Origin of the sequence: Erwinia sp. MMLR14_017 (assembly GCF_033657285.1) — a bacterium.
Classification (GTDB): Bacteria; Pseudomonadota; Gammaproteobacteria; order Enterobacterales; family Enterobacteriaceae; genus Erwinia.
Window position 1 is genome coordinate 186,666 of the sequence record NZ_JAWVWP010000002.1, and the last position, 12,976, is coordinate 199,641.

Below are 12,976 nucleotides of genomic sequence, written 5' to 3' on the forward strand. Positions count from 1 at the left end.
CCATGCAACAATGTGTCTACTGTATGTCTGTTTTTCGTGCCGGGGAATATAATTATGATGACTGCAACTGATTAACGAAGGATGCAACATGCATATCGACAAGCTGCAGTACATTTTTGACCCACTTTGCGGCTGGTGCTATGCCAGCGCGCCCGCCCTGGCCCACCTCGCTCAGCATTACGGTGACAGGCTTGAGCTGATGCCTGGCGGCCTGTTCAGCGACGAGGGCGCCAGGCAAATTACGGCGCAGTGGGCGGAACTCGCATGGACCAACGATCAGCGCATCGCATCACTGACCGGTCAGCCATTTAGCGGACACTATCATCAGCTCCTGCTTTCCGGTGCCCGCTTTGACTCGACATACATGAACCGCGCGCTGACTGCATTCCGCCAGATCGATGCGGCCGCGGAGGCAGGGCTGCTTCACGCACTGCAGAACGCCCGCTACGTTCAGGGCCGCGACACCTCACGCAGCGATGTGGTGGCGGATATCAGCGCCGCCTGGGCTCTGGAGCATCACTTTGACGTCGGCGACGATGACCTTGCCGGTCGGCTTGACACCGACGGCGACCTGCGCAGCCTGACGGACCAGAGGATAGCCGGCGTAAAGCGTCTTATGGGCGAGAAAGGTGTCAGCGGGGTTCCCCTGCTGCTGGCTACCGTTGACGGCACTGAATACGTCATCAGCGGCTATGACCTGTACGGCGGCGCAGAAAGCGTCAGTGTGGCGCTGGCAGCGCTGACGTAACACAACATGGATTTTCACAACCGAAGTAACTGAAAAGACAAAAGAAGGTGTAACGCGCCGCCCGGCGTAACATCCAGTATGCCGGGCAGCTTTTATAACCGTATAACGGCTGTAGGTAGCAATCGCTTAAAAATTTAGATAGAAGCAAACTTGCTACCAACTGCTGATGTCATATTGCTAAAAAAAACCTGCCATGAAAGTGAACCGACCTGCGGCATCGAAGCGCAAATAATTGTAACCCATCGCGATTTTTGAGCCGTCCGGCCTGAACATTGACCAGACGGCAAGTAAGTCGCCCTGGCTGAGAAAGGTTTTATCTGTTGTAAAATATAAACCCGGCATTTTTTCATGAAACTCCTGGATATGCGTCGAAAGTACGCTCCGGCCTTTTCCATTGCTCCCGGGATTGGTGAATTCTACGTCGTCAGAAACGCTTTGCTGGAGCAAGTTTTCACGCTCACCAGCCTCCTGCGCGTTGAACGCAGACAGATAGGCTTCCCATTGTTGTTCTGGCTTGAAAATTGGCATATAAGATCCAGGGTGATTGCCACTATTTGGCAATAATCACTATGCTGACAATTTCCGCGCTGGTCGATACTCAAAAGGCCGAACTATGTTATCAACAGTCCAACATTACCCTGCCGAGCCCTTTACAGACCTGATACGGCTGCTTAAACCACTGACTGCCTTGTTCGGTGGATTGGAAGCAACAGGCAAATGGGCGCTGTCGTTTCGAAAACGTGACGACGTTTTATTTTGCTGGATTGAGCGCGGTGAATGCCATATGTATCGCCAGGGCAGTAAGCCACTGCGTATGGGTGCAGGAGATTTTGTTTTGCTTCGAACAGACGTTCCCTTTGTCATTGCCTCGGATCCAGCCGCAGAGTCTACCGACAGCGAAACAGCCGCCACTAATGCCAAGGGTCAGCGTCTGCGCCTGGGCTCTGGACATGAGAATCCGGTTGTTCTCCACGCCGGGAAATTTGTCTTCGATACAACTAATCAAGACCTCTTGATTGGTCTTCTTCCATCCCTTCTGCTCGTCGAGCGAGACCATGCATTTGAAGCCAATATTCATACATTGATGGCAATGAGTTGGGCCGAAGCGAACGCGCAACGGCCTGGTCGGGAATTTGTCATGGCGCGCCTGGTCGAGCTGCTGCTCGTTGATATATTGCGAGCCGCTACGCTGCCCGGCGTTCACAGGTCAGGTTTGCTGGCTGGGTTGGCTGACAAGGTAACCGCACGGGCTTTGACTGCTATGCATGCGAACGTGAGCTGTTCATGGACTATCGCAATGCTTGCGCAGCACTGCGCGGTTTCACGTTCAACCCTGGCTGCGCGTTTCTGCTCGCTGACAGGAATTGGGCCGATGGCCTATTTGCACCATCTTCGTATGGCGTTGGCTAAGGAAGCACTGCTCTCAAGCACGCTCAGCATCGGGCAAATTGCCTTGGCCGTAGGATTTAAATCACAGAGCGCTTTCAGTTCAGCATTTATGCGCAAGGTTGGATGTCCGCCGACTCAATTTGCCGCCAGCGTGGGCCGCACGTCTATAAAGCCAGCCAGAAGGAAGGTGTCAGGCAGGTCACACAAGCAGGCTACGCTATCAGGATAATAAAACTCTTCACTTCGAGCCCCAAGACGATACAGGAGAAGATACTATCCTCAGGATAGTAACGGTATGGCCTTAATGGATATTTGATGATTAGGATACTATCCATTTATATCTTCCCTGGTAAAAAGCATCCTGACGAAATATTATGCGTCCGCTATGAGCGAGAAATATACTCAGATCGTTTTAATAGCAGTGGCTCGCCTGCACCTCGAATCATTTTGGAGAGTAATCGTACAAACAAATAAAAAAGTACTAAATTAATCATCCCTGGGGAATAACAGAATAAATCTGTTAACACCCTTTTCACTATATACTTCGCATTTACCCTGATGTAACCGCATAATGCTGCGAACAATAGAAAGCCCCAGTCCGCTGCTGCTCTGATGGCGTGACGTTTCAGCACGCCAAAAACGATCAAAAATGCGTGCCCGTTGTTCGCTACCTAGCTCAGGCCCATGATTTTCCACTCCAAGTTCGATTCCATGCGGCTTCTTAGTGCTGTAGACACGAATCGTGGTGCCGCGATTACCGTAGCGCAGCGCATTGGCTATCAGATTCGCCAGCGCGCGTTGCAATAACTGCGGATCGGCATAGAATTCGCCGTGCAGCGCCATCTCCAGCCGCATCGCCTTTTCTTCGGTCATATTGTCAAAATAGGCCTGCAACTTTTCGCTAAGCTGTGCCAGATCAATACGCTGTATATCCATCTCCTGGCTGGCATCTTCCGCTTTAGCGAGAAAAAGCATGTTGTCTATCATTCTGGCCAGCCGCTCCAGCTCTTCATAATTAGATCCCAGTAGCCGTTGATAGTCGCTGACGAGGCGCGTCTGGCTTAACGCCACTTCGGTCTGGCCTATCAGCGTACCGATTGGAGTACGCAGTTCGTGCGCCATATCGGCAGAAACCTGACTCAACTGCTGATAACCCCTTTCAAGGCGGCTCAGCATCTGATTAAAGGCGGCGACCAGCGGCTGCAGCTCGGCCGGAACCTGATCGGACATGCGGTGTGACAAATGGCGCACATCGATCGCATTCGCTTCGTTTGCCAGATGGCGCAGCGGTGACAAACCACGTCGCACCAGCCAGACGCTTATCGCCGCCACCAGCAATGTGGCCAGTGTGGTCGCCAAAATGATTTGATCGCGATAATTGTTCATGGTTTTTGTACGGTCGCTCATCAGGCGGCCAGAGATGATCTCAATCTGCCCGCTGCCATCATGCGTGGGCGCGAGCGCCGCTGCCGAGATAAAAGGGATGCCATCCTCGTTAGTGAGATGATGAACAGAAGGGAGCGTTAGCGGCTGGTCGGCCGCGACAGGCGTGATGGCGGGGAGAGGACGCTGGCCAGGATTCACTACAATCAGCGGCGGCTGGCCGGGAAAGCGTAGCACCAGCAGCGACTCGGTATTGCCAAGCATATTGGCGAACAAATGCGGTTTCTGCTGAATCAGCGTAATGGCATCCTCATCGCGTAGCAGCGTGCGGATCTGATCAATACGCGTCAGCAGCGCCGCATCGTCGCGCGTCCCAATCTGCATTGCCAGTGAATGATAAAGCGCGATGCCCATAAATAAAAAAATGACGATGACCGTGGCGCTTAGCATCAGCGACAGACGCGTTGCGAGGGAGCTTTTGTTCACCGCTCTGCCTCACAGCGATAACCCACACCGTGCACGGTGTGGATCAGCGGTTGAGCAAACGGGGCGTCAATTTTCTGCCGAAGGCGCTTAACCGCCACGTCTACCACGTTGGTATCGCTGTCAAAATTCATATCCCATACGCGTGAAGCAATCAGGGTGCGCGTCAGTACTTCCCCTGGATGCAGCAAAAAAAGATGCAGAAGGTTAAATTCTTTGTTAGTGAGATCGATACGCTCACCGCCACGCTCGACACGCCGTTTAATTATATCGAGCTGCAAATCGGCAAGTGTCAGCGTATCGGGCAGTTTCTGCTGGCTGCCGCGTCGCAGTTGCGTCCGGACGCGCGCCAGCAGCTCGGCAAACGAAAAGGGCTTGACCAGGTAATCATCTGCGCCCAGCTCGAGCCCTTTAATACGATCTTCCACGGTGCCTTTAGCGGTCAGAAAAATCACTGGCGTATGGATTTGCTTATTCATCGCCGCCATCACCTGCCATCCATCCATTTCGGGCAGCATCACGTCGAGTAGGATCAGGTCGTAGTGATGTTCTGTTGCATAGAACAAGCCATCCTGGCCATTTTCCGCCGTATCGACGATGAATCCCGCTTCCGTTAATCCCTTGCGCATGTAATCGCGAGCTTTGTCCTCATCCTCAACAATCAAAATTTTCATGCGCATCTTCCTGGAAAGGGTTTTAAGGCAGCGCGTGCTGCGCGGCTTGTTCGATTAACATGGCGACATCAACAGGATGTGACTCATACACCGAATGGCTGGCACCGGCAATTTCTACCGTATGGCTGCGCGCGCGGCTGGCATACATGCGCTCAAGATCGGGACTGATAATTTTGTCAGCTTTCGCCACCATGTACCAGCTTGGCCTGGTTTTCCACGCCGGATCGGGAATGTTGGCGGTGAACACCGCTGCGTTAGTCGGCATCTGCGCATGCGCTTCGAAATCAGCCTGTGTAGCAGGCAGGTCAGCAGCAAAATCACTGTGATAATTTTCCGGCTTGATCGTCAGATAACCGTCATCGGATTTGGCAAATGGATGTGCGCTATTAGGGAATTTCTTGCCATTAATGGCTTCAGTTTCGCCGTTATCCAGCGCATGCGCAGCAATGTACACCAGGCCAGCTACTTTGCTGTCATTACCGGCCTCGCTGATAATCGCGCCGCCATAACTGTGACCGACCAGTATGACCGGGCCCGTTTGCTGATCAATGATGCGTCGTGTCGCCGTTACATCCTGTTCAAACCCGGTCAGGGGTTCCTGTACCAGCGATACGTTATAGCCATCATGCGTCAACCGATCGTATACCGGACGCCAGCCTGCACCGCCGACGAAAGCGCCGTGCACCAGTACAATATTGCGCACCGGCTGCGACTGGGCCTGCGTTTCACCGCATGCGACTGCCAGTAACATGCCTACAACAAGGGGGACTTTCTTTAAATTCATCTTAATGCTCCTGTTTGGGATGGGTCGCTGACAGGATATGAAACTGGCTCTGACAACAGGGTGAGCAAGTTATGACAAAAAAATGACATCGGACAATACGGAACGGATAATTTCTCTTAACCGAATATCCTGGCGTACATCGCGGTTTCGGCATGACTTGTTATCCCGGTTTTCTCACAATGCAGCCGATCACTACAAGAACAGCTTCGCTCAACGAGCAGGCTGAACAAAACGATTATGATTAATTAGCGAAGATCGTAGGCCTTACGGGATTCTTCGATTTGAGACCAGTTGTTCCTGATCCAGGAAGTAAATCCTTCCAGTGCCGGCAGCATGCTGGCACCCATCTCAGTCAACTCATATTCGACTCGTGGGGGGACTTCCGGAAAATAGTGGCGTAACAACAGGCCATCCCGCTCAAGATTTCTCAGGGTAATCGTCAGCATGCGCTGGGTAATTCCTTCAATACCACTTTTTAATTCAGAAAAGCGGAGCGTATGGTTTTTCGATACTGCGAGATGCGACATCACCAGAATTGTCCACTTATCACCAAGCCTTGCCAGTACAGAATTAGGCGCGCAGGGTTTGAAATGCGGTTTGTTGTTCTTTTCTTCATAGGTGCGGCCGTGTATGTGCTTTTCCATAGGTATCACTCCTGTTACTGGGGCTCAAAAATGTGCCGTCTTCCGCTAATTATTCAGAAGTATATATTAGTAACTCAGGAATAATACTGGAGAAAGAAGAGATGAATAACAGACCTTTAATACTGGTGTTTGGTGCGACGGGCCAGCAGGGCGGATCTGTAGCCACTGCACTTATAAAGGCTGGCTGGCCCGTGCGGGTGATGGTACGTAATACTTTATCTGAAGCCTCGGTGTCTCTCCGGGATGCCGGAGCTGATGTTGTGGAAGGCACGTTCGACGATAAAGATGCGATGCGTGCGGCAATGCATGGTGCGTACGGGGTTTTCAGTGTTCAGCCAAGTTCGCCCGGTGGCGCGGTTACGGATGAAGAAGAGGTGCGTTATGGTAAAACCATTGCCGAGCTCTCTGTAGAATGCGGTATAAAACACCTGGTATATTCTTCAGGTAGTGCAGCGGGTGACGAACCAACAGGTCTTGCACATTATGAAACTAAAGCCTTAATCGAAAGATATATCCGCACGCTGCCGATTAACTCAACTATTGTACGGCCAGCCCCCTTCATGGAACTGCTGGTCATGCCAGGCTTCGGTCTTGATGAAAAACGTTTCACCTTTTTTATGAAGCGCGAAAAACAGATGCAGGTTCTGGCCGTAGAGGATATCGGAAAGATTGTTACGGCAATTTATACAGATCCTGAACGCTTTAAAGGGAAAACATTCGAAATCGCAAGCGATGTGGTTACTGGTCAGCAACTGGAAGAATTGTTCTCGATGGCTGCCGGTCAGCCTGTCCCCTATTCCCGTTTCACTGATGAATTTCTTGCAGCCAATCCTTTTCTGCAAAAGCTTACCGCGCTTGTGGACGATGGCCGCCTGGCAGGGAATGCTGATCTGGAGTCAATGCGGCAAATTAATCCGGAACTGCGATCGTTTAAGTCCTGGCTGGAAGGACCCGGACGAAGTGAATTTGAAAGCTCACTCGGAACTTCAGGTAAATGGGCTTTTAATCAATAGTTTATCAGAATATTCGATGAGGACTGGCAATCCTATTAATTAGCAAAATTTTCTCTGCAGCAGCCGTTCGCCTTTGCACGCCATAATAAGTATGTCAGTGACTTTCTGCGGGTTGACGGCTGGCTTGAAACAGAAAATATCTTTATCCCGGATAAATGAACAACATTCACGAGTAGCCGGGTTTTAATACTACATGTCGACCATTCGTCAGTATGAAACAATACTGACAATGCTCGCTTTTGGCACTAATCAGCCTGAAGAGAGCGAACAGTCCACCAGAGCGAAAAGCGGACTTAGGAACCCGGAGTGAAGACTGTCCTGGCAAGGGATCGCCTGGAAAGAAAAAATTCTTATACCAGGGCTGTTTTTTGTATCCCCCTGTATCAATAGTTCTGAACAGCCAATGATGTATAAGGCGGTCAAATAATCCTTTTTCTGAATATTCATCAGGGCAGCCGACCCTGCTGAATACCATTCACTTCTTACTGTCTTTCCGTGTCTATATGATTGAGCATAATGACTTTATTAAACGCTGATTAACAGGTCAATCAGGCCCTGTCGAAAGTCTTCCAGTGCTTTTCGATAAGATTATATGCCACATTATTCAGCCAGACGCCTTAAGGCGCGACCTGGAGCACTGGCCGCATCAGTATCTCTTCAATTAGTACGTTAGCGGGCTGAGCAAACGCATATACCAGAGCCTGAGCAACATCTTCTGCGCTAAGAGCATCAAGCTTTTCACGACGCTCTTTCATCGCTTCGCTGACATTCTGGCCAAATTCAGTCCAGACTGCGCCCGGTTCTATGACTGACACACGGATGTGCTCCGGGCCCAGTTCTTTGCGCAGTGCATCATGGAAACCCACGACGGCATATTTAGTGGCGCTGTACACCGACCAGTTCTGCACGCCGTAACGCCCACCTACACTGGAAACAGATGAGATCATGGCACCCGAACGGCCGCGCATTAATGGAATAGCTTCGTGCGTACAATTGAGAACACCATAAAGATTCACGTCAATCATGGTCTTCCAGTCTTCCGGTGTGCTCTCCTCAAACGATGCACTGATGCCTGTACCCGCATTATTAAAAAGCAAGTCGAGGCCACCAAAACGCAAACTTACCTGCTCAAAAAGGGCTTTTACCTGAGTCTGATCGGCCACATCAGCCTGAATGACAGTAGCAGCTTCGCCCAGTTCTTTTGCCAGTGCAGTGAGCCGCTCGATACGGCGTGCAGCCAGGATGACATGAACCCCTTCCGAAACCAGTAGGCGCGCCGCAGCCTGACCTATGCCACTTGATGCACCGGTGATAACGGCAACTTTGCCTGTAAGATCCTGCATCTTCATCATAATACTCCTGTTAGATATGACGGGCCGGCAGGATCAATATTCCTGACGGGTTAGTCTACGAATCAGTTTCCGAACAATTCCCATCGTATCAGAAAAGAGAAGTACTGCTCTTAGCAGCTCCTGCTTACAGGGGGCTGATGTTCAGTGAGCTAACGTTGCTAACGGCGGCGATCATGCTGCTAAATACGGTTTATACAGAAAGAATTATTGAGTCACTAAATCGGAAATGATCCCAATTATAGAGCAGCAGATTCCTCATCTTTCGCCGCTGGGTTGAAAATATATAAACTAACCCGCTTTTATTGATTAACACACTCCGATGTTGCAATGTCCGCTTCTGGCTGTGAGTCGTATCGTCGTGGGTCATCAGGCGCAATACGTTCCGCTTCGGTCCTGTACTCATTTTTGACTGCGCCTTCATGAGAGTACGTGAGACGTCATGAAAAGAAAAATCCACGCAATTGCCTGGATTTCGTAGGGTTTGTCTCTCCTCATGGGCTTGATTGAAACCTCATGAGACAACAGAAGCAAATCAGACGTTAAATCGAAAGATGACCTGAAACGTGGCTTCAGCACCAGCTCTCAGGCCAATGCATGCTCTTTCGTAGTCACTTTCATATACACAATTTTGCCGCTACCACTACCGGATGCTTGACAGGATGATGTTACGACGAGCTGTCTCCCATCCCGTGGGTCGCGCTCGCAAGCAAGCTCAACACGTCCATTTCCAGGATTGTTCCCAGCTTGCAAAGCACGAGTAGAGACGGATTACCTACCGCTCTCTCAATCTGACTTACGTAAGTACGGTCTACATCAGCGCTAAGGGCGAGCGCCTCCTGCGACAGGCTGTGCTTGCCCCGAAGTCTTTTCATGTTGCGTGCCAGGTCCTGGCGCACCTGTTCGTTGAATACCTGACAGTAATGCAGCTCCTGTACGTTTCCCCCTACGCCTTACTTGCGTTGTGGCTGGTACGGTTCCACTGGCGCGGTCATAGCTCTCGTTTGCAGGCCTGAGTAGCTTTCCGCGAGTTTCGTGGATAACGAAGGTCCGCAATGGATCCGGGCCGTGTAAAAACGCAAGACGGCCAGCCAGCCCACGACGCCGGGCCTCTCAGAACGCGCGCTACGGCGTTTTCGTGAGGTCGGGAAGGGTAAAACGACACCTGAAAACATTATGATTTCGCGTTTTTACACAGTCTGGGCCGCTAGCAGACGCTGAGAGAATGGCCAATCGTGTTAAAAAAGCTGCGACTTCGATATCGAGCGCATCCTGTAAGTCAGGATTTCACTGCTGAGCGCAAGAACTCTACAAATGCGCGTACTCGCGCCGACAGATGACGATTCTGGGGGTAGAGAATCGAAAACGGGCGAGAGCGGCCGCCATATTTTTGCAGGACCTCTACAAGGTCTCCACGCCTTAGAGCGTCTCCCACTGCAAAGCGATAGGTTTGATAAAGGCCTCCGCCCGCGTTAACCCAGGCGACAGCCCCTAACGCATCATTAAGGATACGCATCCGACTCGTTATCTGTTTCTCGATTGAAGTACCTGTTTCATCGGTGAACAGCCACTGCAGCGGGCGCCCTGTATTCGGTGATATGTACTGGATGCAATCGTGTTGATTGAGGTCATCAATACGGTATGGTTCACCTTTTTTTGCAAGGTATGTCGGCGTTCCGAAGACCCCAAGCAAGGCGTCCTCAAGCTTGAAGGCGACAAGACGCGAATCTTGCGGAACGCCCAGCCTGATTGCCAGGTCGAAGCCCTCTTCAACAAAGTCGATTATTTTGTCCGAGATACTAATCTCGATATCGATCTGCGGATAAAGCTCAGTGAACCTGGGCATTAAGGGTAAAAGGCGAAACGTTCCATAAGCAGCACTGACGCTAATGCGTAGCGGTCCGCTGGGGACGGTTTGTGAACCCGTGATCGCTCGCTCAGCCTCGGCGATTTGCTCAAGCGCCAGATGACATTCTTTCCAATAGAGCTCGCCCTCAGTTGTAAGCCTGACGGCGCGGGTGGTCCGCAAAAAAAGACGTACTCCGAGGCGCTGCTCGAGCCGACTGATCGACCGACTGACTGCGGCCGGCGTCAAACCGAGGATCTCAGCCGCACCGGTGAAGCTGCCAGTCTCCGCTGCTCTACAGAACTGTTCAATGCTGCCAAGCTGAAGTGGGTTACCCGCTGCCATATTGATTACCATTTGTAATAAATGAATTGATTATCACATGGTTTATCAACCAGGAACAACGCATTAAAGTACGTCTACTGCTTCAGCAACAACGCGGCAAGGCCGGGCTACTCAAGCAGTGCACGGTTTTGGCCTACACCCCGACATACTTTTAGGAGCTACACAATGACCAGCAAACTGAACGTTTTCACTTCGCCTTCGGCTTTCCCTAACCCACAGCGCCTGCGCCTGTTCATGCATGAAAAGGGAATCGCTGATCAGTTCCAGGAGACTATTTACGACATGACGCCGGTTGGCGAACAGCGTGGATGGCGTCACCTGAAAATGAATGCCTGGGGTGAGACGCCGACCCTCGAGCTCGCTGACGGTAGCTACATCTCCGAAACTGCAGCTGTCGTCCGTTACCTGGACCAGTCCTACCCCGGCCGCAAGATCATGGGGGATACGCCGCTGGAACAGGGCCTGGACAACATGTGGGATAACCGCATCTGGGTTCATATCCTGTATCGAATCGTCACGGCTTTCCACGTTCTGCATACCGGTCTCGGCTTCAAACTCGAACTGACGAAGAACGAAGCGTGGGGCGAACACTGCCGCAAAGAAGCGTTGGCCCATGCTGCGCTGGTCAACAAACATCTTTCGGACGGACGCCAATGGCTGCTGGGGGGCGACGAGCCTACTTTCTCGGACATCACGCTGGCAACCGCGATCGCGTTCTCGAAGTTCCCGGTGAATGCTACGCCGCTGGACGAACGTTTCGAGTTCCTGGACGCATACTGGCAGCGCTGGCAGCAGCGTCCTGGTTTCCAGGCTGCCTATGCAGACCGTAGCAGCGGTATCCCTGAGCTCGATAACAAGGCGTGATCTAACTCGCGCGAAATCCAACCGTGGGTTTCGCGCGATCGAAGAGGTCTACCTGGGGCAGGCGTGGTAGTCTGTTTCGGCCGGGGATAGTCGGTTCGGTGAGATTAAAGCTAACGTCTGATGCGTTGCGCGGCAGGTGTATAACCCGTTGCGCTTCTTCTATTATTTTGCGGATGTGTACCCTATGAACAAACTTGTGAAACTACCTGGGCTGGACCATCCGATCACGATTACGCCTGAATTTCGCCGCGTTACAGTAGCGCTGGGCGGAACGGTCATCGCGGACACCACCCGAGCGCTATCCCTGAAGGAAGCAAGCTACCCGGCAGTCCTGTACATCCCGCGCGACGATGTTCGCATGGAGCAGCTCGAGCGTACCGACCATGCAACGTATTGCCCTTACAAAGGGGACTGCGCTTACTACAGCATTCCAGTGGGTGGAGAACGTAGCGTGAACGCCGTATGGACTTATGAACACCCATTTCCTGGAGCAGCACAAATAGGCTCTTACCTGGCGTTCTATCCTGACCGGGTTGACGCTATCAACGTCGCTTAGGGTGCGACAGAGCTTTTTTGCTCCGTCAGCAACCCGATCCCTGACGCGCCTCACTCCTTGTACCGTCAGTTGATTTACATGTCCGCTTTGAGCGAGGAGCGGACGATCCATTACTGCTTAGCTATGTAAAATCAGCTCCATACGCATGTCAGCCTCAACATACTTATTCTCTGTCAGGTCCACATCTGTAAACCCATTTCGGCGATAAAGATTAACCGCAGCCACCAGTACATCGGTGGTGAAAAGGAATATTTTCTTCGCCTTACGTTCCTCTGCGAACGCTATACAACGTTCCATAAGAAGTTGTCCTATTCTGAGGCCCTTATACTTTTCTGTCACAGCCAGCTTGGCCAGTTCAAAAGCATCATCTTCGCCTGGGATCATCGCAACCGTTCCGACTGTTTCACCATCCAAACGAGCGAAAAAAACAGCTCCCCCTCTTGAAAGAATATAGCCTTCAGGATCGTTAAGTATTTCAAGATCAACCGGTTCAACGGAGACATATTTCTCCAGCCATTCAAGTGATAAACTAACAAAGTCTTGACGGTATTTCTCATGCCATTGTTCAATAAACACTTTTTTCATACTGCCACCTCATTTTAAAATTCCGTTAGGCAGTTTAAGCCTTCGCTTTTCACTAATTCAGCAAGAGAAGAGGTGCGGTGACCTGCTCCCGATAAATGAACATAGCTCGATGTTAGCCACGTCCGCTTTTGGCACATAGCGGACTGCCAGCCTCGACGTAATCCACTCCATTCTGAGCAATCAGTTATTCACCAGACTGGCGCCATGCTCCGCTTATGCCTGCATGGCAGCCAGTGAAAGTTGCCGTAAAAAGCACAGAGGCATAAATTCGTTGCCTGGCTAACGGACAGCTTTGTCCGATTTATCCTGATGC

14 protein-coding genes are annotated in these 12,976 nt (G+C 51.4%); 5 read left to right on the plus strand and 9 right to left on the minus strand.

Annotation, left to right across the window (positions count from 1 at the left end; genetic code table 11):
- The first annotated feature begins 88 nt into the window (after positions 1 to 88).
- Positions 89 to 748 (plus strand): protein-disulfide isomerase, encoded by a 660-nt coding sequence (locus SD961_RS03910; RefSeq protein ID WP_318789092.1) that lies wholly within the window; start codon positions 89 to 91, stop codon positions 746 to 748.
- Between the two features lie 177 nt (positions 749 to 925).
- On the opposite strand, the gene SD961_RS03915 is transcribed toward SD961_RS03910, so the two are convergent.
- Complete coding sequence (locus SD961_RS03915; protein ID WP_318789093.1) at positions 926 to 1,276, minus strand: nuclear transport factor 2 family protein; 351 nt, start codon at positions 1,274 to 1,276, stop codon at positions 926 to 928.
- An 85-nt stretch (positions 1,277 to 1,361) separates the two neighbouring features.
- Between SD961_RS03915 and SD961_RS03920 the strand changes: the two genes are divergently transcribed.
- The gene (locus SD961_RS03920) at positions 1,362 to 2,366 is read left to right on the plus strand and encodes an AraC family transcriptional regulator (protein ID WP_318789094.1); all 1,005 of its coding nucleotides are present in this window, start codon (positions 1,362 to 1,364) and stop codon (positions 2,364 to 2,366) included.
- Between the two features lie 257 nt (positions 2,367 to 2,623).
- Here the strand turns inward: SD961_RS03920 and SD961_RS03925 are convergent, their stop codons facing one another.
- The 4 genes from SD961_RS03925 to SD961_RS03940 form a co-directional block, all read right to left on the minus strand.
- Positions 2,624 to 4,006, minus strand: a complete 1,383-nt coding sequence (locus tag SD961_RS03925; RefSeq protein WP_318789095.1) for a heavy metal sensor histidine kinase — start codon at positions 4,004 to 4,006, stop codon at positions 2,624 to 2,626.
- Positions 4,003 to 4,677, minus strand: coding sequence for a heavy metal response regulator transcription factor (locus tag SD961_RS03930; RefSeq protein ID WP_318789096.1), 675 nt, complete (start codon positions 4,675 to 4,677; stop codon positions 4,003 to 4,005). The genes SD961_RS03925 and SD961_RS03930 overlap by 4 nt, the downstream gene beginning before the upstream one ends.
- Positions 4,678 to 4,699: 22 nt before the next feature.
- The gene (locus SD961_RS03935; RefSeq protein ID WP_412916651.1) at positions 4,700 to 5,461 is read right to left on the minus strand and encodes an alpha/beta hydrolase; all 762 of its coding nucleotides are present in this window, start codon (positions 5,459 to 5,461) and stop codon (positions 4,700 to 4,702) included.
- Positions 5,462 to 5,706: 245 nt separating this feature from the next.
- Positions 5,707 to 6,105, minus strand: coding sequence for a helix-turn-helix domain-containing protein (locus SD961_RS03940; RefSeq protein WP_318789097.1), 399 nt, complete (start codon positions 6,103 to 6,105; stop codon positions 5,707 to 5,709).
- A 101-nt stretch (positions 6,106 to 6,206) separates the two neighbouring features.
- Between SD961_RS03940 and SD961_RS03945 the strand changes: the two genes are divergently transcribed.
- Entirely contained in the window at positions 6,207 to 7,118 is a 912-nt protein-coding gene (locus tag SD961_RS03945; RefSeq protein ID WP_318789098.1) for an NmrA/HSCARG family protein, read from the plus strand.
- A gap of 617 nt (positions 7,119 to 7,735) precedes the next feature.
- On the opposite strand, the gene SD961_RS03950 is transcribed toward SD961_RS03945, so the two are convergent.
- From SD961_RS03950 to SD961_RS03960, 3 genes are all read right to left on the minus strand, one after another.
- Entirely contained in the window at positions 7,736 to 8,470 is a 735-nt protein-coding gene (locus tag SD961_RS03950; RefSeq protein ID WP_318789099.1) for an SDR family oxidoreductase, read from the minus strand.
- 665 nt (positions 8,471 to 9,135) lie between these two features.
- On the minus strand, positions 9,136 to 9,366 hold the full coding sequence (locus SD961_RS03955; protein WP_318789100.1) for a helix-turn-helix transcriptional regulator: 231 nt from the start codon (positions 9,364 to 9,366) through the stop codon (positions 9,136 to 9,138).
- Between the two features lie 380 nt (positions 9,367 to 9,746).
- On the minus strand, positions 9,747 to 10,658 hold the full coding sequence (locus SD961_RS03960) for a LysR family transcriptional regulator (protein WP_318789101.1): 912 nt from the start codon (positions 10,656 to 10,658) through the stop codon (positions 9,747 to 9,749).
- Between the two features lie 165 nt (positions 10,659 to 10,823).
- Here SD961_RS03960 and SD961_RS03965 point away from each other — a divergent pair, with 165 nt between their 5' ends.
- Together SD961_RS03965 and SD961_RS03970 are read left to right on the plus strand one after the other, a co-directional pair.
- Positions 10,824 to 11,522, plus strand: a complete 699-nt coding sequence (locus tag SD961_RS03965; RefSeq protein ID WP_318789102.1) for a glutathione S-transferase family protein — start codon at positions 10,824 to 10,826, stop codon at positions 11,520 to 11,522.
- Positions 11,523 to 11,706: 184 nt separating this feature from the next.
- On the plus strand, positions 11,707 to 12,078 hold the full coding sequence (locus tag SD961_RS03970) for a DUF427 domain-containing protein (protein WP_318789103.1): 372 nt from the start codon (positions 11,707 to 11,709) through the stop codon (positions 12,076 to 12,078).
- Positions 12,079 to 12,195: 117 nt separating this feature from the next.
- Here the strand turns inward: SD961_RS03970 and SD961_RS03975 are convergent, their stop codons facing one another.
- Positions 12,196 to 12,663 (minus strand): GNAT family N-acetyltransferase, encoded by a 468-nt coding sequence (locus SD961_RS03975; RefSeq protein ID WP_318789104.1) that lies wholly within the window; start codon positions 12,661 to 12,663, stop codon positions 12,196 to 12,198.
- Between the last annotated feature and the right edge of the window lie 313 nt (positions 12,664 to 12,976).